Source organism: Luteibacter sp. NPDC104163 (assembly GCF_055584245.1).
Genome location: NZ_JBVJMK010000009.1, coordinates 16,954 through 38,522, shown reverse-complemented (window position 1 = coordinate 38,522; position 21,569 = coordinate 16,954). Strand labels below are relative to the sequence as shown.

At 65.8% G+C, this 21,569-nt stretch carries 25 protein-coding genes; 11 read left to right on the top strand and 14 right to left on the bottom strand.

The features are described from left to right. Positions 1–4 precede the first annotated feature (4 nt). From ACZ6YI_RS12690 to ACZ6YI_RS12680, 3 genes are read right to left on the bottom strand one after another with little or no spacing between them, the layout of a single operon-like run. On the bottom strand, positions 5–766 hold the full coding sequence (locus ACZ6YI_RS12690; RefSeq protein WP_465778985.1) for a glycosyltransferase family 2 protein: 762 nt from the start codon (positions 764–766) through the stop codon (positions 5–7). Continuing rightward, on the bottom strand, positions 763–1,563 hold the full coding sequence (locus ACZ6YI_RS12685) for a beta-ketoacyl synthase chain length factor (protein ID WP_465778984.1): 801 nt from the start codon (positions 1,561–1,563) through the stop codon (positions 763–765). Before ACZ6YI_RS12685 ends, ACZ6YI_RS12690 begins: the two co-directional genes overlap by 4 nt. Then, the gene (locus ACZ6YI_RS12680) at positions 1,560–2,750 is read right to left on the bottom strand and encodes a beta-ketoacyl-[acyl-carrier-protein] synthase family protein (protein ID WP_465778983.1); all 1,191 of its coding nucleotides are present in this window, start codon (positions 2,748–2,750) and stop codon (positions 1,560–1,562) included. The genes ACZ6YI_RS12685 and ACZ6YI_RS12680 overlap by 4 nt, the downstream gene beginning before the upstream one ends. 150 nt (positions 2,751–2,900) lie before the next feature. On the opposite strand from ACZ6YI_RS12680, the gene ACZ6YI_RS12675 reads away from it, so the two are divergent. Together ACZ6YI_RS12675 and hemF are read left to right on the top strand one after the other, a co-directional pair. Continuing rightward, on the top strand, positions 2,901–3,581 hold the full coding sequence (locus tag ACZ6YI_RS12675; RefSeq protein ID WP_465778982.1) for a YdcF family protein: 681 nt from the start codon (positions 2,901–2,903) through the stop codon (positions 3,579–3,581). A gap of 89 nt (positions 3,582–3,670) precedes the next feature. Further along, on the top strand, positions 3,671–4,573 hold the full coding sequence (gene hemF / locus ACZ6YI_RS12670; RefSeq protein ID WP_440327698.1) for an oxygen-dependent coproporphyrinogen oxidase: 903 nt from the start codon (positions 3,671–3,673) through the stop codon (positions 4,571–4,573). A gap of 14 nt (positions 4,574–4,587) precedes the next feature. On the opposite strand, the gene ACZ6YI_RS12665 is transcribed toward hemF, so the two are convergent. After that, on the bottom strand, positions 4,588–5,238 hold the full coding sequence (locus tag ACZ6YI_RS12665) for a DUF4097 family beta strand repeat-containing protein (protein ID WP_465778981.1): 651 nt from the start codon (positions 5,236–5,238) through the stop codon (positions 4,588–4,590). Between the two features lie 144 nt (positions 5,239–5,382). On the opposite strand from ACZ6YI_RS12665, the gene gpmA reads away from it, so the two are divergent. Further along, complete coding sequence (gene gpmA / locus ACZ6YI_RS12660) at positions 5,383–6,123, top strand: 2,3-diphosphoglycerate-dependent phosphoglycerate mutase (RefSeq protein ID WP_440327700.1); 741 nt, start codon at positions 5,383–5,385, stop codon at positions 6,121–6,123. Positions 6,124–6,306: 183 nt separating this feature from the next. Next, entirely contained in the window at positions 6,307–6,858 is a 552-nt protein-coding gene (locus ACZ6YI_RS12655; protein WP_465778980.1) for a CcdC protein domain-containing protein, read from the top strand. 8 nt (positions 6,859–6,866) lie between these two features. On the opposite strand, the gene glnK is transcribed toward ACZ6YI_RS12655, so the two are convergent. Continuing rightward, complete coding sequence (glnK, locus tag ACZ6YI_RS12650) at positions 6,867–7,205, bottom strand: P-II family nitrogen regulator (protein ID WP_440327702.1); 339 nt, start codon at positions 7,203–7,205, stop codon at positions 6,867–6,869. A gap of 176 nt (positions 7,206–7,381) precedes the next feature. On the opposite strand from glnK, the gene ubiK reads away from it, so the two are divergent. The 3 genes from ubiK (at position 7,382) to ACZ6YI_RS12635 (ending at position 10,371) form a co-directional block, all read left to right on the top strand. Next, positions 7,382–7,636, top strand: a complete 255-nt coding sequence (gene ubiK, locus ACZ6YI_RS12645) for a ubiquinone biosynthesis accessory factor UbiK (protein WP_440327703.1) — start codon at positions 7,382–7,384, stop codon at positions 7,634–7,636. A gap of 182 nt (positions 7,637–7,818) precedes the next feature. Beyond that, positions 7,819–9,318, top strand: a complete 1,500-nt coding sequence (locus tag ACZ6YI_RS12640; RefSeq protein WP_465778979.1) for a YifB family Mg chelatase-like AAA ATPase — start codon at positions 7,819–7,821, stop codon at positions 9,316–9,318. 105 nt (positions 9,319–9,423) lie between these two features. Continuing rightward, a complete protein-coding gene (locus ACZ6YI_RS12635) occupies positions 9,424–10,371 on the top strand; it encodes an alpha/beta fold hydrolase (RefSeq protein ID WP_465778978.1) in 948 nt (315 codons plus the stop codon). A 125-nt stretch (positions 10,372–10,496) separates the two neighbouring features. Here ACZ6YI_RS12635 and ACZ6YI_RS12630 read toward each other — a convergent pair whose 3' ends face one another. From ACZ6YI_RS12630 to aceB, 3 genes are all read right to left on the bottom strand, one after another. Beyond that, positions 10,497–11,093 (bottom strand): DUF6338 family protein, encoded by a 597-nt coding sequence (locus ACZ6YI_RS12630; RefSeq protein WP_465778977.1) that lies wholly within the window; start codon positions 11,091–11,093, stop codon positions 10,497–10,499. A 318-nt stretch (positions 11,094–11,411) separates the two neighbouring features. Then, complete coding sequence (gene aceA, locus ACZ6YI_RS12625; protein WP_465778976.1) at positions 11,412–12,701, bottom strand: isocitrate lyase; 1,290 nt, start codon at positions 12,699–12,701, stop codon at positions 11,412–11,414. 22 nt (positions 12,702–12,723) lie between these two features. Then, the gene (gene aceB / locus ACZ6YI_RS12620; RefSeq protein WP_465778975.1) at positions 12,724–14,322 is read right to left on the bottom strand and encodes a malate synthase A; all 1,599 of its coding nucleotides are present in this window, start codon (positions 14,320–14,322) and stop codon (positions 12,724–12,726) included. A 136-nt stretch (positions 14,323–14,458) separates the two neighbouring features. On the opposite strand from aceB, the gene ACZ6YI_RS12615 reads away from it, so the two are divergent. Next, positions 14,459–15,499 carry a LysR family transcriptional regulator gene (locus ACZ6YI_RS12615; protein WP_465778974.1) on the top strand — a complete coding sequence of 347 codons (1,041 nt, stop codon included), beginning with the start codon at positions 14,459–14,461 and terminating at the stop codon, positions 15,497–15,499. Between the two features lie 8 nt (positions 15,500–15,507). On the opposite strand, the gene ACZ6YI_RS12610 is transcribed toward ACZ6YI_RS12615, so the two are convergent. After that, complete coding sequence (locus ACZ6YI_RS12610) at positions 15,508–15,957, bottom strand: hypothetical protein (protein WP_465778973.1); 450 nt, start codon at positions 15,955–15,957, stop codon at positions 15,508–15,510. Positions 15,958–16,170: 213 nt separating this feature from the next. Between ACZ6YI_RS12610 and ACZ6YI_RS12605 the strand changes: the two genes are divergently transcribed. After that, positions 16,171–16,539, top strand: coding sequence for a hypothetical protein (locus ACZ6YI_RS12605; RefSeq protein WP_465778972.1), 369 nt, complete (start codon positions 16,171–16,173; stop codon positions 16,537–16,539). A 6-nt stretch (positions 16,540–16,545) separates the two neighbouring features. On the opposite strand, the gene ACZ6YI_RS12600 is transcribed toward ACZ6YI_RS12605, so the two are convergent. Together ACZ6YI_RS12600 and arfB are read right to left on the bottom strand one after the other, a co-directional pair. Continuing rightward, on the bottom strand, positions 16,546–17,136 hold the full coding sequence (locus tag ACZ6YI_RS12600) for a lysophospholipid acyltransferase family protein (RefSeq protein ID WP_465778971.1): 591 nt from the start codon (positions 17,134–17,136) through the stop codon (positions 16,546–16,548). Next, positions 17,133–17,555 carry an alternative ribosome rescue aminoacyl-tRNA hydrolase ArfB gene (gene arfB, locus ACZ6YI_RS12595; protein WP_465778970.1) on the bottom strand — a complete coding sequence of 141 codons (423 nt, stop codon included), beginning with the start codon at positions 17,553–17,555 and terminating at the stop codon, positions 17,133–17,135. The genes ACZ6YI_RS12600 and arfB overlap by 4 nt, the downstream gene beginning before the upstream one ends. Positions 17,556–17,709: 154 nt before the next feature. Between arfB and ACZ6YI_RS12590 the strand changes: the two genes are divergently transcribed. Next, positions 17,710–18,213: a hypothetical protein gene (locus ACZ6YI_RS12590; protein ID WP_465778969.1), complete on the top strand. Its 504-nt coding sequence runs from the start codon at positions 17,710–17,712 to the stop codon at positions 18,211–18,213. 8 nt (positions 18,214–18,221) lie between these two features. After that, a complete protein-coding gene (locus ACZ6YI_RS12585; RefSeq protein ID WP_465778968.1) occupies positions 18,222–18,512 on the top strand; it encodes a type II toxin-antitoxin system RelE/ParE family toxin in 291 nt (96 codons plus the stop codon). A gap of 5 nt (positions 18,513–18,517) precedes the next feature. On the opposite strand, the gene ACZ6YI_RS12580 is transcribed toward ACZ6YI_RS12585, so the two are convergent. The 3 genes from ACZ6YI_RS12580 to ACZ6YI_RS12570 are packed head-to-tail and all read right to left on the bottom strand — an operon-like array spanning position 18,518 to position 21,554. Then, positions 18,518–19,231 carry a pseudouridine synthase gene (locus tag ACZ6YI_RS12580; RefSeq protein ID WP_465778967.1) on the bottom strand — a complete coding sequence of 238 codons (714 nt, stop codon included), beginning with the start codon at positions 19,229–19,231 and terminating at the stop codon, positions 18,518–18,520. Positions 19,232–19,239: 8 nt separating this feature from the next. Beyond that, positions 19,240–20,889, bottom strand: a complete 1,650-nt coding sequence (gene ubiB / locus ACZ6YI_RS12575) for a ubiquinone biosynthesis regulatory protein kinase UbiB (RefSeq protein ID WP_465778966.1) — start codon at positions 20,887–20,889, stop codon at positions 19,240–19,242. Next, positions 20,886–21,554: a ubiquinone biosynthesis accessory factor UbiJ gene (locus tag ACZ6YI_RS12570; protein ID WP_465778965.1), complete on the bottom strand. Its 669-nt coding sequence runs from the start codon at positions 21,552–21,554 to the stop codon at positions 20,886–20,888. The genes ubiB and ACZ6YI_RS12570 overlap by 4 nt, the downstream gene beginning before the upstream one ends. Positions 21,555–21,569: the final 15 nt, after the last annotated feature.

Below are 21,569 nucleotides of genomic sequence, written 5' to 3'. Positions count from 1 at the left end.
CGTATCAATGTGTTGTCGTGGCGTCGCTGATAATGGTCGGTGTTGCGCGCGAACGCCGGTAGCTGTCGACGATATGGCCATAGTGGAACACGCGGCCGATCGTGTAGGTCGTGATGCGCGTGACATCGCGCACCGGGCTGAAATGACTGATGCGGAACGCGCCTTCATAACGCGACGCGATGGGTACGGAAACGACGCCGATCCCGCGCTCGCGGCAGGCGGTGATCAGCACCGCGGCTTCGAAGACGAAATTCTCGGCCGGCAGGTCGACGAGATCGAGCGCCGCACGCGGATAAAAGCGCTGGCCGCTCTGGGTATCGGCGATCGGCCGCCCGCAGGCCCATGAAATGCCCCAGTCGGCCACCGCGTTCGCGCGGCGCCGGCCAGGTGGTTGCTGTTCCTTCTCCAGCAGGCGGGCGCCGATGACGATGGCCCCCGGATGCTGGCGGCTTGCTTCCAGCATGGCAGGGATGTCGGCGGCGAGGTGTTGGCCGTCGCCATCCATCGTGAAAACCCCATCGAAACCGTGGCGCATGGCTTCGCGGAAGCCGGTGCGCAGTGCCTCGCCCTTGCCGCGCCGTGTCTCATGGCGGAGCAGGGTCACGCCCATCGAAGCGACGATGGAAGGGGTCCGGTCATCCGATCCGTCATCGACCACGATGACCGGCATGCCCAGCGACATCGCATCACCGACCACGCCTGCGATAGCCTGCTCTTCATTGAGGCAGGGAATCAGCACGCAGTAACGGTGGCCGGCGACGTTCATGCCGTGGTGGTGATGTCGATATGCAGGTCGAGCCCGCGCGCTGCCGGCACGCGCAGTGCCGCGGAGCGCGCCGCGGCGAGCACGCGGAAAAACGGCACGGCATGTGCGGACGGGTTGCTCTCGGTAATGCCATCCATCCATGCATCGCCACTTGCTTCGCGTCCACTGTTGCCGGGCTCCGGCGTGATATCCAGGCGGATCGCGGCGCCGTCGGGGCGCGGTGACAGGATCAGCGCCGACGCAAAGGGGCCCGTGGTGCTGGTCATCCCGCCGAGCGGGCCGGTGCCGGCGATGTCGTAACTCGCGAGCAGCACCTCGCGGTCGTCGGCCACCGCCTGGGTTGCCGCCTCGAGCAAACCGGCGCCGAAACTTTCTTCACCGCCCGATACTGCGCTCGATGCCGCGTGGCAATGCGTCGCGATGGTCCAGTAGCCCGCCGGCGCGTTATGCACGGAGTTGTGGAACTTCGTCGGCGAAAGTTCGGCCGGCGCGGTGGCCAGCGTTTCGCACATGTAGTCGGTGATCACCTGGTCGCCATGGGTCGAGGCGAAGACGCAGGGCAGGTTGGCCGCATCGAGCCCGCTCATCGCGACCGCCTGGCCCGCCGCGGCGGCTGCCAGCAAGACGCTCTCCGGCGCGCGGCGCCGCTCGTTCGGCGGCAGCACGTCCGCCACCGGGCGTTCGGTCGCGCCTGGCACCGCATCGCCCGTAGCGACTTCGCGGAACGCGTGCCACGTCGGCGTGCCCGGCGCCCACAAGCCGATGCCCTTCACCCATACGCTCAGCGCGGCGCTCATGCGGCGGCTCCCGGGCGGGCGAAGGCGAGACAGGCGTTGTTACCGCCGAAGCCGAACGAATTGCTCAGGGCGATATGCAGGTCGGCCTTCTCCGACTGCCATGCCATCTGCGGGCCACAGAGCGGATCGGGCGTGGTGGCGCCGAGGTTCGCGGGGACGGTGCCGTCGCGCATCGCCAGCAGCGTGAGCACGGCCTCGACGATGCCCGCCGCGCCAAGCGTGTGGCCGGTGAAGCCCTTGGTCGAACTGGCACGAGTGGTGGCAGGGAAGCTGCGCGCCACGAGGGCGGCCTCGACTTCGTCGTTCTTCTGGCTGGAGGTGCCGTGCAGGTTGATGTAGTCGACATCGCCCGGCTCGATCCCGGCGCGTGCCAGCGTGTCGCGCAACGCAAGTTCGGCGCCGAGACCTTCCGGGTGTGGCGTCGACATGTGGTGGGCGTCGCTGGCCTCGCCGTAGCCGATGAAGAGCGGTGCAGAACCCGTTTCGGCGGCGCGTTCGATCAATGCGAAGCCACCGGCCTCGCCGAGCGAGATACCGTTGCGGTTTGCGTCGAACGGGCGGCACGGTTCGCTGGACACCAGCTCGAGCGAGTTGAAGCCGAACAGCACGCTGTCGCACAGCGTATCGACACCACCGACTACCGCGGCATCGATGAGGCCAAGGCGGATCATGCGTTCCGCGTTGGCGAAGACCTTGGCGCTGGAAGAGCACGCGGTAGCCACGGTGAGGCAAGGCCCTTCGAGGTCGAACGTGCGGGCGACGAACCCGGCCAGCGAATGCGGCGTATGGATGGCGGGGCGGAGCAGGTCGGCGGGCATCGCGCCGTTCTCGAGCCGGCGGTAGCCCTCCTCGGTCGCGCCGATGCTGGCGGTGGAGGTGCCGAGCAGGACGGCGACGCGCGATGCGCCATAGCGCTGGCGCGCGGCGGTCACGGCATCGATAAAGCCATCCTGCCGCAGCGCAAGCCAGGCGAGACGGTTGTTCCGGCACTCCCACTGCGCCTGCTCGCGAGGCAGCGGTTCGTCTTCCAGGCCCGCTACCCGGCCGATCCAGCAAGGCAGGGGCGCGGTGGAAAAATCGTTGGGTGCAAGGCCGCCGACCGAGTCGGCGATGGCGCGCGCGTGGGCTTCATTGCCGCGTCCAAGGGCCGACGTGGCCGTGTATGCGGTGATCGCTAAAGGAGGCATGGGATGAGGCATTCCGGGAGCCTATCCTTTTTGAGCCCTAGCGTCTCGTGAACGGCATGTCAGCGGGTCAGGCGATTGCGCCACCGCGCCCGATCCGCAAGACTGGCCGCCCCGAGGAAGCCGCATGCGATGAACGGGTTACCCAAAACCATGCGTCGTGGACCCTTGCGATACCTGGGCGACGGCGACGTCCTCGTCGCCGCGGGTGTCACGCTGCTCGCGCTCGTGGGGAGCCTTGGGCTGCTTTACGTGGCGCACTTCGTGCGCGTCTGGCGCGTCGCCACCCTGAGCCCGGTCCGGTCGCGGGCGCCGCAAACGCTGCTGGTGTTCGGTCGAAAGCTCGTCGGCGGCCAGCTTGAGGCCGATTTCATCAGCCGGCTGGATCGCGCCCGCGTCCAGGCGCGCGATGGCCTGGCACCGCATGTGCTCCTGCTGGGTGGCCGCAGCGACGGCGGTCCCATCAGCGAAGCCGAAGCAGGACGTCGCTGGCTGCAGGATGGCGGATGGCCCGCTGACGTGCCGCTCACGCTGGAACAGGAGTCCATCGATTCGCTGGAGAACCTTCGCCATGCACGCGACATCCTGCGTTGCGACGCAGGCCTTCCTTCCGTCGCCCTGGTGACCAGCCGCTACCACCTCGCGCGTTGCCTGTACCTTGCCCGGCGGCTGGCGTTCGACGCCACGCCGGTCGCGGCGGAAGCGGCGTTCCCCGGTGGCGCCCGCTATATCCGGCGCATGGCCCTGGAGGCCGGCTACCTCATGTGGATCGACATGGGCTTTCGCTGGGCCCGCCTCACCGGCAACCAGCGGGTGGTCGGGCGCCTTTCCTGAGCATCAGCCCCACGCGGCCGCTTGCCGCAGCGGGCTGCGCGGGCGCGCTTGGTAAGCTTGTGCCATCCCTAAGCGAGGCTGCACGCCCCATGTCCGAACAAGCCGATATCGCCGAATCGTTCCTGCGCGGGCTGCAGGATCGTATCTGCGCCGCCCTTGAAGAAGCCGACGGCGAAGCGCGATTCGTGGAAGACGCATGGACCCGGCCGGCAGGTGGCGGTGGCCGCACCCGCGTGCTTCGTGAGGGCGCGGTGTTCGAACAGGCCGGCGTGAACTTCTCGCGCGTCGCGGGCTCGCCCTTGCCGCCCAGCGCCACGGCCCACCGCCCTGATCTTGTCGGTGGCAGCTTCATCGCTACCGGCGTGTCGCTGGTCATCCATCCGCGCAACCCGTACATCCCGACCACGCATGCGAACGTCCGCTACTTCGAAGCCTCGCGGGAGGGCGCGGAGCCCGTGTGGTGGTTCGGGGGCGGCTTCGACCTCACCCCGTACTACCCGTTCGATGAGGATGTGCGCCACTGGCACACGGTGGCGCGGGACCTCTGCGCGCCCTATGGCGACGATGTCTACGACCGCTACAAGAAGTGGTGCGATGAGTACTTCTACCTGAAGCATCGCGGCGAGACCCGTGGCGTCGGTGGCCTGTTCTACGACGACCTGAACGAGGGTGGGTTCGAGCGTTGCATGAACTTCACCCGTGATGTCGGCCAGGGTTTCCTCGACGCGTTCCTGCCCATCGTCGGGCGGCGCAGGGATACGCCGTACGGTGAGCGCGAGACGGAATTCCAGCTGTACCGGCGCGGCCGCTACGTGGAGTTCAACCTGGTTTACGACCGTGGCACGCTGTTCGGCCTGCAATCGGGCGGGCGTACGGAATCGATCCTGATGAGCCTGCCGCCGCGGGTGCGGTTTGAATATGGATATGCCCCGGCGCCGGAGAGCGCCGAGGCTAAGCTGGTGGAGTACCTGAAGCCGCGGGATTGGCTCTAGGTCCCACATTTCCCTTATGGGGCGCTGCCGCTGAATTTCTGCGGAGTGGCGCCTTCGATCTTGCCGACGGTGGCCGAGTCGCTGACGTAAAGCTTTACTTCGCGCTCGAAGGTCATCGTGCCGCTGACGACCGCGTGCGGCCCGATGATGATGGTCGGCGGGCGGTTGTTGTCGCTGTGCCAGCCCCAGTTCGGCTTCTTGACCAGGATGCCGCCATCCACCTTCGAGCCTTCGCCGACCGTGATGCTGGCATTGACCGTTTCGATGCCACCGCCCACATGGGCGTGATCCATCAGGATGCTGCCGTTGACGTTGCTGAGGTGGCCCTTCACATCGGCGCCGTTCTTCAGCTCGACCCGACCGTTGACGTTCTCGACCTCGCCCTTGACCTGCGCGCGCTCGCCAAGCGTGAGTGCGCCATTCACCGTCTTCACCGCTTCGGCTGAAGCGCCATCGCCGAGATCGACGGAGCCGTTCACGGTGCTGGCCGTTTCGATCACGGCCTTGTCGCCGATGCGGACGGAGCCGTTGACCGAGCTGACATCGCCCGCGTGGGCACCGGCTTCGACGCTGGCAGTGCCGTTGACCTTGCTGACATCGTCAGCGGCAAAGGCGGTGGCGGACAGGGAGAGAGCAATAACGGCCGACAGCAGGGTGACGCGCATGGTGTGGTGCTCCACGGGTGGACTGGACTCGTAGGATGCGCCAACGCCGCGCAAGGTTTAGCGTGACTTGCGGCAGGGGGGCGTAGTTGACGCCCTCCACCCGCCGTTCCACCATGGGATTTTCCCCTCCCATCGTTGGATGCCATGTACAAGCTCGTCATGATCCGCCACGGCCAGTCGGCCTGGAACCTCGAGAACCGCTTCAGCGGCTGGGCCGATGTCGACCTCAGCGAACAGGGCGTCGCCGAGGCCCGCGAGGCCGGCCGCCTGCTCAAGGAAGCCGGTTTCACCTTCAACGTGGCCCATACCTCCTACCTGAAGCGCGCCGTCCGCACCCTGTGGCACGTCCAGGACGAAATGGACCTGATGTGGATCCCGGTCGTCACCGACTGGCGCCTCAACGAGCGCCATTACGGCGCGCTCACCGGCCTGAACAAGGCGGAGACGGCGGCGAAGTACGGCGATGACCAGGTCAAGGTCTGGCGCCGCAGCTACGACACGCCGCCGCCGGCGCTCAAGCCGGGCGAGATGTCGTTCGCTGGCGACGCCCGCTACGACGGCATCGCCGAGGTCCCCCTGACCGAGTGCCTGAAGGACACCGTGGCGCGCGTGCTGCCGTACTGGCATGAGGTGCTGGCCCCCGCCATCAAGGCCGGTAACAACGTGCTCATGGCCGCCCACGGCAATTCCATGCGCGCGCTGGTCAAGTTCTTCGACAACATCTCGGACGACGACATCGCCGAACTCAACATCCCCAATGGCATTCCGCTCGTCTATGAGTTCGACAAGGACCTGAAGCCGACGAAGAGCTACTACCTGGGCGATGCCGACGAAATCGCCGCCAAGATGGCCGCCGTGGCCAACCAGGGCAAGGCGAAGGCCTGACGCAGGCATCCCGCGGCGCGCGCCTGGCGCGCCGCGCGGATCCGGGCGCTGCCCTTGTGGGAGCGCGCTTGCGCGCGATGCCGTCCCTGACAACCGTCACCTCGAACAGATGGCGACTGCATCTGTGGCCTCCGAACCCGCGCCGCTAAGGTAGTCCCACACCCGCCAATACGAGAGCCCGCCATGCTTGCCCAGGTCGCTGCCCAGCCCGCCTCCGCCTATGTCCCGGTCGCCATGGCCGCCCTGATGTGCTGGGTCGTCTACCGCCGCGTGCGCCGTAATTTCGGGCGCCAGGTCATCCATACGCGGAAGATGGCGGTGCGCGTCGGCATCTTCGCCGTGGTCGCCTGCCTGCTGATGACGATCGGTTTTGTCAGCCTGAAGCTGGCCGAAGGGGCACTGGCAGGCCTGGTCATCGGCGGTGCGCTCGCCATGCTGGGCCTGAAGCTCACCCGGTTCGAGATCGGCACCGACCGGGCCGATGGCTACACGCCGAACCCCTGGCTTGGCGCCGCCCTGACCGCCTTGCTGGTCGGCCGCATGGTCTACCGGTTCGCGATCGCAGGTACCGCCCTGCATACCGGCATGGCGCCCGCCCATGGCCCGGCGCCGGGCGACAGCCCGCTCACCATGGCCATTGTCGGCCTGACGCTGGGTTACTACCTGGCTTACTACGCGGGCATCCTGATCCACCACCGCCGGTTCAAGCGGCAGGCGCTGGCCCAGGCCGCCTGAGCCTCTTCTTAGAGGGCGTCGTTGTCGAGTTCGCCGGTCCGAATGCGCACGACCTGGTCGAGCGCGCTGACGAAAATCTTGCCGTCACCGATCTTGCCCGTCCGGGCCGCCTGCTGGATCGCCTCGACAACCCGCTCCAGCTGATCGTCGGCCACGGCCACCTCGAGTTTGATCTTCGGAAGGAAATCAACCACATACTCGGCGCCGCGGTATAGCTCGGTGTGGCCCTTCTGCCGGCCGAAGCCCTTCACTTCCGTCACGGTCACCCCCTGGACGCCTACATCGGCGAGGGCTTCGCGGACGTCGTCCAGCTTGAACGGCTTGATGATGGCGACCACCAGCTTCATGTAGAACTCCTTGGGGCGCACCGGCTGCGGCACGCGGACGACCATTGTGCCATAGGCCTTCGCCCCGACCGCTTTGGGTGGTTTGTAGGAAAAACCCTACACTACGTAGGGGTGAAGGCTGATAGCGCCTACAAACCATTCACCTAGAATTTCTTCCACGACGTCGGGGTAGCAGGATGGATGTGCAGGGTATCGACCAACTCGCTCAGCGGTTGGCATCGTTGGTTCCGCCAGGGTTGGCGCAAGCGCGTGAGGATCTGCACGCCAACTTTAAAGATGTCCTGGCGAATGGATTACGCCGCCTCGATCTCGTAACTCGAGAGGAATTCGACGTTCAGAGCCAGGTACTCGCACGGACCCGCGAAAGGCTCGAAAGCTTGGAAAAGCGGGTCGCCAGCCTCGAGGCCGGCGCCACGCCTGGCGGCCAGTAAACAAGGACGGCCGCAAGGTCCCGGGACCGCCCCCGATCCGTCACCCTCACCCCGAGAGCGGTCGGGGGCGGTTATTTCCCCATCCCGCGCAAAGGAGTGTGCGATATGCGAACCCGGTCCGGCCTGGATCACAGCCGTTCGCTGCCGCTTTCTATGCGTAAGCGGTTACGATTCCCCGCCTCATGAGCCTCGCTGTCACGCTTTCGCGCGCGCAGGAGGGTGTCGCGGCGCCCCAGGTGGTCGTCGAGGTCCACCTTTCCGGCGGCCTGCCATCCACGTCCATCGTCGGCTTGCCCGAGGCGGCCGTACGCGAGGCGCGTGATCGCGTCCGCGTGGCCATACAGAACACGGCTTTCGAATACCCGAACCGCCGGGTGACGGTGAACCTCGCCCCGGCGGAACTCCCGAAAGACGGCGGGCGCTTCGATCTCGCGATTGCCCTGGGCATCCTCGCGGCGGGCTCGCAGGTGCCGCGCGAGCGTCTGGACGATTGTGAATTCCTCGGGGAGCTCGCGCTCTCGGGCGAGCTGCGTCCGGTTCCGGGCATCCTGCCGGCACTGATCCGCGCCCGCCGTTGCGGCAGGCGCATCGTGGTGCCCCGGGCCAACGCCGCCGAGGCCGCGTTGATCGGCGAGGGCGACATCCTCCTGGCCGATAGCCTTGCCGAAGTCTGTGCGTGGTTGCGCGGCAGTGGCGAACTGGCCACGCCCGCGTCGCCGGATTTCGACGACATCCTGGCCGGCGGGCCCGACATGCGCGACATGCGCGGCCAGCACCAGGCGCGCCGTGCGCTTGAAATCGCCGCGGCGGGTGGACACCACCTGCTCCTCATCGGTCCGCCGGGCACGGGCAAGACCATGCTCGCCGAGCGGCTGCCGGGCATCCTGCCGGCCATGACCGAGTCGGAAGCGCTCGAGAGCTGCGCTATCCGTTCGCTGGCGGGTGAGGGCATCGATCCGAGCGCCTGGCGGCGCCGGCCGTTCCGCGCTCCTCATCACACGGCGTCCGGCCCGGCCCTCGTCGGCGGCGGATCGTCGCCGCGGCCTGGCGAGATTTCGCTCGCGCACAATGGCGTGCTGTTTCTCGACGAGCTGCCTGAGTTCAGCCGGCACGTACTCGAGGTACTTCGCGAGCCGCTGGAATCCGGGCAGATCGTCATCTCGCGTGCTGCGCGCCAGTCCACGTTCCCAGCGGAGTTCCAGCTCGTCGCCGCGATGAACCCGTGCCCCTGTGGTTACCAGGGCGATCCGCATCACGAGTGCCGTTGCACGCCTGACCAGGTCGCGCGGTACAAGGCGAAGATTTCCGGGCCACTGCTCGATCGCATCGATCTCTGCGTCGAGGTGCCGCGCGTATCGATCGCGGAGCTATCCGCGGTGCGCGGTCCCCACGATGACGACACGGCCACGGTGCGCAAGCGCGTCATCGCCGCGCGAGAGAAGGCCCTGCTGCGCGCAGGCCAGCCTAACGCTGAACTCAGCGTCGTGAACCTCGAGCGCGATTGCGCGCTGCCTTCGGCCGAGCGCGACTGGCTGGAGGGTGCCCTCGACAAGCTCGGCGCATCGGCCCGCGCCTACCACCGCATCCTCCGCGTTGCGCGAACGATTGCGGATATCGAAGGCGGCAGTGGCTGTGTCGAGCAGGTGCATCTCGCCGAGGCGATGCACTACCGGCGGTTCTAGGGCCAAGCGGCCACGGTTTGCGCGACCAAACCGGTGCACGAACCAGGTAGATACGGAAACGGTGAAGGCGCATGCTGGCGATCCGTCGCATGCTGGAGCCGCCCTGTGACCCCGTCATTCCTGCTGGCCTTCGCCATGGCCGCTACGTCCGCCACGGACTTGCCCGGTTCAACCGGCACCTTGCCTTCAAACTCCACGTCGATCACGTATCACAAGGTCGATGTCGGCGGCGTCGGGATGTTCTATCGCGAAGCGGGCCCGAAGGATGCCCCGACCATCGTGCTGCTCCACGGCTTCCCGTCGTCATCGCGCATGTTCGACACGCTGTTCCCGCTGCTGGCGCCGAAGTATCACCTGATCGCGCCAGACTACCCGGGCTTCGGTAACAGCGATGCGCCGCCACCGTCGAAGTACGCATATACGTTCGATCATCTCGCCGAGTCGACCAATGCGCTCCTGGAGACGCTGAAGATCGATCGTTACGTCATGTACCTGCAGGACTACGGTGGTCCGATCGGCTACCGCATCGCCGTCAAACATCCGGAGCGCGTGCGCGCACTGATCCTGCAGAACGCGAACGCTTACAAGGAAGGCCTCGGGGCGAAATGGGTCAACATTGCGAAGTTCTGGGAGAACCCCGGCGCGCACCCCGAAGTGTTTGAAGCCTTCACCTCATTGGAGGGAGCGAAGCAACGGCATATCGCCGGCAGTGCCCACCCCGAGCGGTACAGCCCCGATCTCTGGGTGGACGAATATGCGTTTCTCACGCGGCCAGGTCAGGCGGAGATCCAGAAGGCGCTGCTCTACGACTACCGCACGAACGTCGCGTCCTATCCCGCGTGGCAAGCCTGGTTCCGTGCGAACCAGCCGCCGACGCTGGTGGTCTGGGGAAGTCATGATCCATCGTTCATCGCCGCGGGCGGCGATGCGTTCAGGCGTGATCTCCCGAAAGTGGAAATCCACCAACTCAATGCAGGGCATTTTGCGCTGGACGAGAAGGTGGATGACATCGCGTCACTGATCCTCCGGTTCCTTGGTGGTCTCGGGCGGTGAGCGCCACTTGCGTGCCAATGCTTCGCTCCGGTCCAACATCCAGTCCGGAGGCGGGAAGTCCGGGGGCGGGTTGTAGTTCAGGTAGCGGTACGCGCGGGGAATGGGCGGATCTTTCTTTTTTGTTTTCATAGGCGTGCTCGAGAATTGAATTCAACTCGTGTCACATCGGCGACGTTGATGAGAATGTCCTTAGGCTCATTCGGATTTGCCGTGGTGTCGTCGTCATCCCACATCGTTTCAGTAACGAAAAAATGGCCTTTTTCCGAGCTTTCCGGCCAGACACTCGGCCATCCGCTCAAACGTGAGCCATCTTTCAAATTCAGCGTAACGAATCGGTGCTGTTGTGAAAACACACCGAACCATTCGCTCGGATACGACGTGCGCTGCGTCGCGCCAAGTCGACGAAGCCAATCGAACAGGTAGTCGTGATTTGCTGCAACGCTCATGCCGGCACCCGCGACGACTGCGGTAACCAATCGAGCGAAGAGCGTGCTCTCGGCTGTCCACGGACCGAAGGAGATGACGTTGCCCAGGACATGCGCGATGCCGCGTTCGGCGATAACGATCGCATGCACGATCACCGTCAGGATGAGTGCCTGGACGATCCTCTCGAACTGCGATGGCTTGGGGTGCGCGGTGGTTGCGTAAAACAGGCCGGCTGCAATGAAGCCTGGCGCGAGATAGTGCAGGAGGCTGATCAGATCGTGTTGGACGTCGGGCATGGGATGTGGCGGCGGAGATGCGGGGGCAAGGCCATCCTAGGCACCGCCCAGTCCCCGGTAAGTCAGCCTCCGCCGCCATCCCCCGTCAGAGTTAATACTTATTTCATGTACTGCCTAGTTGACAAATGGGTGGGCGGAGGCGGAGAATTCTGTACTAGGCGGTTTGATAATGACTGCCTGCCCCGTCCCGGTGCTGGATACCCTCCCTCCCCCCGCGCCAGCACCGGGACCGGCCTTTACATCCCCTTCGATACACGTTTTTAGGTCGGCCCACCCCTTTGGTGATGGCCGATTTTTTTTGCGCGTTCTCCCTGGGGATCAGGCTGCCGAGGCAGGATGGAACTGGCTTTCCTCCGTGGAGCCCGACAAAGCCGACAGCGAACTCAGCGAGCCCGAGATCACCTGGTTCACGCGATCGAAGTAGCCCGTGCCGACCTCGCGCTGGTGCTTCGCAGCCGTGTAGCCATCCTTCTCGGCGGCGAACTCCGCCTCCTGCAACGCGACGTACGCCTCCATCTGGTGGTCACGGTAACCCCGGGCCAACTGGAACATGGAGTAGTTCAGGGCGTGGAAGCCCGCGAGCGTGATGAACTGGAACGCGTACCCGAGCTTGCCCAGGTCGTTCTGGAAACTGGCAATTGTTTTCTCATCCAGGTTCTTCTTCCAGTTGAAGCTCGGCGAGCAGTTGTACGCCAGCTTCTTTCCGGGGAACTCTGCGTGGATCGCCTCGGCGAAGCGGCGCGCCTCATCCATGTCGGGCGTGGATGTCTCGCACCAGATCAGGTCGGCGTAGGGGGCGTAGGCGAGGCCGCGGCTGATCGCCTGTTCGATGCCCTGACGTGTTTCATAGAAGCCCTCCACGGTGCGCTTGCCCGTGAGGAAGGCCTTGTCGTTCTCGTCGATATCGGAGGTGACGAGCCCCGCGCCCATCGCGTCGGTACGCGCGACGATCAGCGTGGGAACGCCGGCGACGTCGGCGGCAAGGCGCGCGGCCACCAGCTTCTGCACGGCCTCCTGCGTCGGCACGAGGACCTTGCCGCCCATGTGCCCGCACTTCTTGGCGCTGGCGAGCTGGTCCTCGAAATGCACGCCGGCAGCGCCCGCTTCGATCATGTGCATCATGAGCTCGTAGGCATTGAGCACACCGCCGAACCCTGCCTCCGCGTCGGCGACGATCGGCACGAGCCAGTCGAGGCCATCCTTGCCCTCGGCGTGATGGATCTGGTCGGCGCGCAGCAACGTCTTGTTGATCTTGCGCACGACGTTGGGCACGGAATCGACCGGGTACAGCGACTGGTCGGGGTACATGGTGCCCGCGGTATTCGCATCGGCCGCGACCTGCCAGCCCGAGAGATAGATGGCCTGCAGGCCGGCCTTCACCTGTTGCATGGCCTGGTTGCCGGTGAGTGCGCCGAGCGCGTTCACGTAAGGCCGTTCCTGCATGGAGCGCCACAGGCGATCGGCGCCACGTCGGGCCAGGGTGTATTCCACCTGCACGGTGCCACGCAGGCGCACCACGTCCTCGGCGGAGTAGGGGCGCTCGACGCTGTTCCAGCGTTCGTTGTTCTTCCAGTCGAGCGTGATCTGTTCGGCAGTGTGCGTCTTCATCGTCGTACTCCTTGGAGAGGTATCAAGCCAGTCGTTCGTAGGCGGGCAGGGTGAGGAAGTCGCGCAGTTCGTTTGAATGGGTAAGGGCACTGATCAGTGCAGCCGCTTCGTCGGCGCGCGCCGCACCGGGCAGCTTCGATTCGCGAAGGCGGTGGGTATGTGCTGCGAGCGCCTGGTCGAAAAGGGGCAGGGTGATGGGGGCGTGATCGCTGAATTCCACGGGGCCGTGATGCAGCCACTGCCACAGCTGTGCGCGCGCGATTTCAGCCGTCGCGGCGTCTTCCATGAGGTTGTGGATCGGCACGCAGCCTTGTCCCTCGAGCCACGCCGCGGTGTAGCGGAGGCAGACCTCAACGTTGTTGTCGAAGCCGGCGCGGGTGACGGTGCCGATGGCGGGCGCAATCAATGCATCGCGACTCGCTACGACGTCATCGCGGGTTACGTGCAACTGGTTGGGCGTGGGCATATGGGCGTCGAAGATTTCCATCGCCACGGGGACGAGCGCGGGGTGCGCCACCCAGGTGCCGTCGTGGCCCGCCGTGACTTCGCGCAGCTTGTCCGCGCGCACCTTGGCCATGGCGGCATCGTTCGCCTCCGCATCGCCCTTGATCGGGATCTGTGCAGCCATGCCGCCCATCGCGAAGGCGCCGCGGCGGTGGCAGGTCTTGATTAGAAGTTCCGAATACGCCTTCAGGAACGGCACGGTCATCACCACCTGGCCGCGTTCGGGGAGCAGGCGATCGGCGTGTGCGCGGAAGGTCTTGAGATAGGAAAAGATGTAGTCCCAGCGCCCGCAGTTCAGGCCGACGACACGCGTACGCAATGCGTGCAGGATCTCGTCCATCTGGAACACCGCAGGCAGCGTCTCGATGAGCACGGTGGCCTTCATGCAGCCAGGAGGCAGCGCCAGAGCATCCTCCGCGTGGGCCATCACGTCATCCCAGAGCGCGGCTTCTTCCATTGACTGAAGCTTGGGCAGATAGAAGTACGGGCCGCGATCCTGTGCGCGCAATGCCGCCGCGTTGTGGAAGGCGAACAGGCCGAAGTCGAGCAGGGCGCCGGAAAGGACGTCGCCATCGATCTCGACATGCCGCTCCGGGAGATGCCAGCCGCGCGGACGCACGACCAGGACGGCAGGGGTGCCGATGACGGTGTAGCGCTTCCCTTCCGGGCTGGTGAATTCGATGGTGCCCTCGACCGCATCGCGCAGGTTGCGCTGGCCCTCCATCTGGTTGGCCCACGTCGGCGCGCTGGAATCCTCGAAGTCGGCCATGAAGACCTTCGCCCCCGAGTTGAGCGCGTTGATGATCATCTTGCGTTCGACCGGGCCGGTGATTTCGACGCGGCGGTCCTGCAGCGCTGAGGGGATCGCACCCACCGTCCAGTCGCCCGCGCGGATGGCGGCCGTGTCAGGGCGGAAATCGGGAAGGTCCCCGGCGTCGTAGCGCTGCTGCCGGGCGGTACGTTCGGCCAGGAGGGCCAGCCGGCGGCTGTCGAAGCGGCGGTGAAGGTCCGCCACGAAGGCCAGGGCGGCCGGGGTCAGGATGTCAGCGAAGGCCCCGTCGGCGCCGTGCAGGCTGACACCTTCCAGGGGATTCATCACGCTCTTGGGTACTGCCATGGTCGCTGCCTCCGGACTCGGGTCTGGAGGTCACGCTACGGCCCTGCCCGTGCCGTTGACAAAGCATATGTTTCAATCTATAGCATTAACATTCTTAATGTACGACCTAACCTATTGGTTGGAGTGAGTAATTCGTATGGCCGGAAAGCTGAATCCAGCTAAGAGCGCGACGGCGAAACGCCCCGCGCGGCGTAAAGCGGCCGACTCTTCCCCGGCCGCCGCCGACGCGGCCGGCCGTTTCTACTACAAGGGCAACCGGCTGAAACAACTTCGCGCGTTCGTGTACATAACGCGCCTCGGCACCCTCAGTCGCGCGGCGGAGGCGCTCTTCCTGTCGCAGCCCTCAGTGAGCCTGCAGTTGCAAGCGCTGGAGCGGGAGCTGGGGATGCCGCTGGTAGAGCGCACCCGCCGCCGCATCACGCTGACGGATGCGGGCGAGGCGCTCTACGAAATGGCCCGCCCCCTGGTCGAGGGTTTCGAGAACCTCGACCGGGAGTTCATCGCGAAGACGCGCGGCAAGCAGTCCGGCCGCCTGATCGTGGCGGCCGGCGCCTCGACCATCCAGTACCTGCTCCCCGACCTGGTGAAGGCTTACCGCGAGCGCTACCCCGATGTGCACCTGCAGCTCGCCAACGTGACCGGCAAGGACGGCATGGCATTGCTACGCGCCGACGAGGTGGACATCGCCATCGGTTCGATGCTCGACGTGCCCAACGACATCGCCTGGGCTCCGGTCTACCACTACGACCCGATGTTGATCATGCCGCCGGATCACCCGCTGGCATCGCAGGACACCATTCGTCTGGAAGACCTTTCGCCGTACGGGCTGATCCTTCCGCCGCAACGGCTCACGACCTTCCGCCTGGTCGACATGGTGTTCCAGCAGCGACGCGTGCCGTACACCGTCGCGATTGAAGTGGGTGGTTGGGACGTCATCAAGCAATACGTGGCGATGGGGCTGGGTATTTCGATCGTTACTGGTATCTGCATTACCGATGCCGACCGTGAGCGGCTCGTCGTGCGCAACCTTCGACAGTACTTCCCGCAACGAAGCTACGGCGTAGTGATGCGGAAGGGTAAGTTCCTCAGCCCGGAAGCGCGCGCGTTCATTGACCTGATCAAGCCGGGGTTGCTTACGCATCGGGATTACGATGAGTCGGGGCATTCGGAGCGTTAATCCGCAAGCTATGCGTGATCGTCGAAACCAGCGCCGATCTGATACGTCTTGATGAATTTCGCGAGGCCCTTCGCGCTGTAAAGTGCTCCTTCTAGACCGATTCGCTGGCTCGCAATCTGGCTCATGGGCGAAGCAGATCTCACTATTCGGGCCATGTCTTCGGCTTCCTTGATGAGATCGAAGGGACGGTCGTCAGCCATCGACCGCCAGCCTGTTGCCCTGAAGAGAATGAGGTTCGAAACAACATCCTCGGTCAGCTTTCCTTCCTCGCGCAAGCGCACTGCAATGGCATTGAATTCGCTGGGGCGTATCCGCGTAAGGTCGAGGCGCTTCAACGCGACCTTGGTGTCATCCGACATGCCGAGCCCCGTGCGTTTCACCTGATCTGTCGTGCCATGCAGGGCGCCAAGCTGGTCAAGCCTCAACATCGGCAGTGGCTTTGGCGGACGAATTTGCATGAAGACTTCCAACGCGGAGGTTCGAGAGTGGCCCGCACGCGAAAGCAAAGTCTGTAGGCGGCGGCCGCTACGTGTGTCATCCGGGCGAAAGAGGGTGAGATCGCGGGCGATTCCCGTATCGGCGTCGGCGCCAGGCTCGCTCTGTGTAGGCCCTGGCAAACGCTGCTCGCCGTTTGCCTAGCATGGCAGCTCCTTCAACAAGGTGCTCATGCTATGGCCCAATCAATCCGCCGCGTCTCCGTCGTACTCGCAACCGTCTTCGCGATGGCGGGCTCAACCCACGCATTCGCTGGCCCGTGCTTCATGACCTTTCCCGAACAGCGCGCAACAGGGCGTCTCAACGCTGGCGCGTCCATACTCCTGCGCGAGTGGAGCAGCCGTTGCAGTGGCCTCTTTACGGCGTCGTCCGGAGGCGGTACTCCGGTGCTGCTCCAGCTTGCGGGCGGCAAATGGGTGCCGGTAGGGCGCGGCGCGTCGATCCACGTTCCCCAGCTCGCTCCGGGCAGCTACAGGCTCGTCGTCGAGAACACGACAGCAAGCGTCGCGACCTATAGCGTCCGGTATCGCACTTCCGGTGGGTGAAGCGTATTACGCGTCCCGATGCTTACCGTGGTAACCCACGAACATGGCGCGGATGCGCGCCATGTCGGCATCGGGATCGTCGGTCGTGTGTACGAGCGGGCCCAGCGTGAAGGTCTTCGTCGGGTAATCGATGAAGACGGGCTGGATCGGCACGCCTGCCGCGCGCGCAATGCGCAGGAAGCCGGATTTCCATTGCGTCACCGGTTTGCGCGTCCCTTCCGGTGCGATGCCAAGCCAGAGCTTGTCGTTGGCAGCGAACTGCCCAAGCATCTGCTCCACGACATTCGTCGCGGCCTTGCGATCGATCGGGACCAGCGGCATCCGACGAAGGATGGGCCCGAAGGGGCCGTCGAAGGCTTCGCGCTTGATCATCACGCGCAGGTCGAGGCGGATGGCCTGCAACATCAGCAGCCCGTAGACGCCATCCCAGTACGATGAATGCGGGGCGCCAATCAGGACCAGCTTCTTCTCATTCGGCATGGTGCCTACGATGCGCCAGCCGGTTCGCTTGATGGCCCAACGGCAGAGCCGCCTGAACCAGGTGTCGCGCAGGCGCGGAACGTTGGGCGCCATGTCGCTCGGGACGCCGCCGTTCAATCGCGGCTCCAGTCACGCGATCGCGTGCGCTTGGTTTCACCGCGCTGGGCCTTGCCAGCGAGGCGGCGCTCCTTCGAGGCACGCGTCGGGCGGGTCGCCACACGCTTCTTGGCGACAATCGTCGCGGCGTGGATGATTTCGGCGAGCCGTTCACGCGCATCGTCGCGGTTCCGGGCCTGGTCGCGGAATCGGCGCGCCTGGATGACCAGCACGCCAGCGTCGGTCATGCGGCGATCGCGGCGCGCCAGGAGCCGTTCGCGTACTTCCTCAGGCAGCGACGGTGTGCTGGCGACATCGAATCGCAGTTCCACGGCGCTTTCCGTGCGGTTGACGTGCTGCCCACCCGGGCCATCCGCGCGCGTGAAGCGCTCGATGAGCTCGGAGTCGGGAATCGAGATGGATGGCGTGACGATAAGCATGACGTGGCGAATTCTAGCAGCGCGGCGCCGCAGGTCACGATGCGGCGCGATCCCGCAAGCGAGGACTACAGGCTGGCGAGCCGTTCCCTGACAGAGCTCCCGGCGGGCGATATCCGACCATAGCGATCCTTCCCGAGTCGATGGAGTCTCGCACATGTTTAACGTTAAACTTGCCGCTGCGCTGGTCCTTGCGCCTGCCATCGGGTTCGACATGGAAGACACTATCAAGCTCCCCAAGCTGCGGCGACTCATCGCCGCTGATCTCATCGGCGATGTTGACGTCGTCGGTCGGCGGGGCGGTTGGGTCGTTCGCGTGCATACGGGTGATCAGGTCCCACCGGTACTCGCGGCGGCTAATGGCGCCGTGCGCGTATTCACCACGGCAGACAGCGCGGTCCATCAATTGATCCGGCTGGGCGTCACGCGCTTCCATTTCGTAGCGGACGAATACGAATCGGGTACGTTGCGCGCGCCGAGGCCCGATCGTGCCGCGGTCCTCAAGCAACAATCCGAGTACGAGGCGTGGCTCAAGGCCAAGCTTGATGCGGTGGATGCGCGCCTCGAAGCCGGGACGGAGGCGTTGTACACGCCCGAAGAGGCTTGGGCACGCGTCCAGGAGAGACTTGCATTCCACGAAAAGGGTGGCGAGAAAGGCTGAGGCGCTCCATGGCGTCTTGGCTTCCCACCCAGTCCGCAGAGCGTGACCTGGATGCTCTGCTGTCCTATCTCGCGCAGCACCGCGCAACATCGGCGTCACGCAATATTGCTCTCGTGATCTTTAACCAGATCGAGTTGATCGCAGCGCACCCACTTGCTTTCCCCGAGGATTCCGCCGGCAGGCGCCACAGCATCGTTCCTCGATTGGCACATCGAATTACCTATCGGTACATTGCCGAGGCGGATTGCGTCCGGGTGACGGCAATCACTCACGCGCGTCGACAGTGGGTGCGCTCCTAACGGCCTCAGCCGTGCCGCAACCGAAGAGCGTCTTCCCATCCGAAGCGGATACCCAGCGCCTGCCACGTCCCGTCCAGCCCGGCCTCGATCGACAAGGGCGCGCCCGTCGCGGGGTGCTCGAACGTCAGCCGCTCCGCATGCAGCAACAGCCGGTGGGAACTGAAGTGCTGTTTGAACAGCCGGTTGTGGTCGCCCCGGCCGTGCTGGCTATCGCCGACGATCGGGTGGTGGATGTGGGCGAAGTGCTTGCGGATCTGGCGGAAGCGGCCCGTCCGTGGCTCGGCCACGACCAGTGCGTAGCGCTGCTTGTCATAGCGGCCCAGCGGGATATCCACCTCCACGGTCGCCAGGCGGCGATAGTCGGTGGTGGCCTCGCGGCGCGGGCCTGTATCGCGGGAACCGGGCAACGGGTAATCGACCGTTCCCTCGGCGGGCTCGGGCCAGCCGCGTACGACGGCGAGGTAGCGCTTGCTCACGGTGCGGCCCATGAACTGCTCGCCCAGCGCGCTCGCCATCTCGGGCGAACGGGCGACGAGCAGCACGCCCGACGTGGCCCGGTCGAGCCGGTGGGCCAGGTGCAGGCGCCCTTCGACCTGCTCGCGGAGCAGGTCGATCAGGAAGGCATCATCCGGCCCGACGAACTTGGAGCGGTGCACCGCCAGGTTGGCGGGCTTGTTGACGGCGACGATGTCGTCGTCCTGGTACAGGATCTCTAGCACGGCAGCGCTCAGGCGTTGCGACGCGGCCAGCCCGCGATGAAGGACACCACGCCCAGCACGGCGGCGACCACCGCCGGCCACATGCCGCGTGGCGCGAGCGTGCCGACCAGCGCTGCGCAGATGAACAGCGAGGAGCCAAGCATGCCGAACGCGAGCAGGCGCCGTGTACGTCGCGCCTCGTCCTGCGCCAGCAGCAGGGCGCGCGGATCCGCGACCTCGCGCCGCTCGCCGCTGGCCACCTGGCGCAAGGCATCGCGCACCAGCTCGGGCACGCGCGGCGCGGTGTGGATCCACTCGGGCAGGCGTCGGCGTACATCGCGCAGCGTGGCGCGCACGCTGTAGCGCTCGCGCAGGATCCGGCGCAGTACCGGATGGGCCACCGCCCAGATATCGATCTCGGGGTCGAGCATGCGGCCGACGCCTTCGATATTGAGCAGCGTCTTCTGCAACAGGATCAGCTGCGGCTGCAAGGTGAGTTCGAAGCGGCGCGCGGTCTGGAACAGCTTCACCACCAGCTCGGCGATGGAGATCTGCGACAGCGGGCGCGTGAAGTACGGCTCGCACACCGTGCGGACGGCGGCCTCGAGCTCGTCCAGGCGGATCGTGGAAGGCATCCAGCCAGCGGCGACATGCAGTTGCGCGATACGCGCATAGTCCCGCTCGAACAGCGCGATGAAGTTCTCGGCCAGCCAGTACTGGTCGGCTTCCGGCAGCGAACCCATGATGCCGAAATCCAGCGCGATGAAGCGGGGCTCGTCGATCCGCGCGGTATCGACCCAGATATTGCCGGGGTGCGCGTCGGCGTGGAAGAAGTTGTCGCGGAACACCTGTTCGTAGAACAGCCGCACGCCCTTCTCGGCAAGATGCTTGCGATCGAGGCCGGCGGCGTCGATCGCCTCGATGTCGTCGGCGCTCACGCCACGCACGCGTTCCAGGGTCAGTGCACGCTCGGTGCTGAGCTCCCAGATCACCTCGGGCACGTAGAGGTCGATGCCGCTGGCGAAATTCCGGCGGAGCAGGCTGGCGCTAGCGCCTTCGCGCTGCAGGTCCAGCTCGTTGTCGAGCATTTTTTCCACTTCCGCCACGACTTCCAGCGGGCGGATCTTGTCGGCATTCGGGTGCCAGCGCTGGGCGAGCTCGCCCAGCGAGTGCAGCAGGTCGATATCGCGTGCGATCCGCTTGTCGATACCCGGGCGCAGCACCTTCACCACGACCTCGCGGCCATCGTGCAGCGTGGCCGCGTGCACCTGCGCGATGGACGCGGAGGCGAGCGGCACTTCATCGAACGAACCGAACAGCGTGGTGACCGGCGCCTTGAGCTCGCGCTCGATGATCGCGCGCGCCTCGGCCCCCGGGAAGGGAGGTACCTGGTCCTGCAACAGGGCGAGCTCGTCGGCGACATCGGCCGGCACGAGGTCGCGCCGTGTCGACAGCACCTGGCCGGCCTTGACGAAGATCGGGCCGAGCTCGGTCATCGCCAGGCGCAGCCGGGCCCCGCGGGGCAGGCCACGCGCATCCGCCGGAAGCTTCGGGAAGAACGGCCGGACCAGCTTCAGCGGACGGAAAAGATGCGCACCATCGACGAGTTCGTCGAGCTGGTACTTCAACAGGATCGCGGCGACGCGCAGCAGGCGCGGTGCAAGGCGCAGCGGCGTCATGCGCCACTCCCCTTGCGTGCCCGTTCCAGCCGGGCGAGTCGCGCTTCCAGGCGTTCGGTGCGTTCGCGCAGTGCATCCACGCCGTCGAGGAACGCTTCGGCTTCACCCGGTGCGACGGCGACACGGCCCTCGTCACGCAACCAGTCGGCACCGTCCTCAACGAGGTGCCTGCCGGATTCGCGCGCGTGGGCGAGGCCTTCGCGCAGCGCCTTCGCCAGGGCCACGCCCAGCGTGTCGCCAAAGGTCTTCGCGAAGGCTTCTTCGACATCCGGCGCGTACTGGCGGGCCAGCCGCTCCAGGCGACGCGCGAGCTCGGCGTCACCGGCGATATCCACCTTGCCCGGTGCGACGCCATCATCATCGCCGCGCAACGCCATCGCCAGCAGGCTGCCCGGCGAGGCCGTGACGCGCAGGCTGCCGCCGTCTTCCGGCGGGCCGACGCGCAGGCGGCCCTTCTCGACCGAGATGCGCAGTGCCAGTTCCGGACCGCTCAGGTGCACCTGCACGCTGCGGCCATCGAGCACGTCGAGGCGGGCACGGGTATCCGGATCCAGGTCGACTGCGCGGTTGAGCGCGGCCTCCATGGCGCGGCCGGCCAGGGCACGCAGGGGGCGGGGCAGGAAGCGATTCGGGCCAGCGTCGGCCGGGGAGCGATCAGGGGTCATGCCACGATTGTAGCC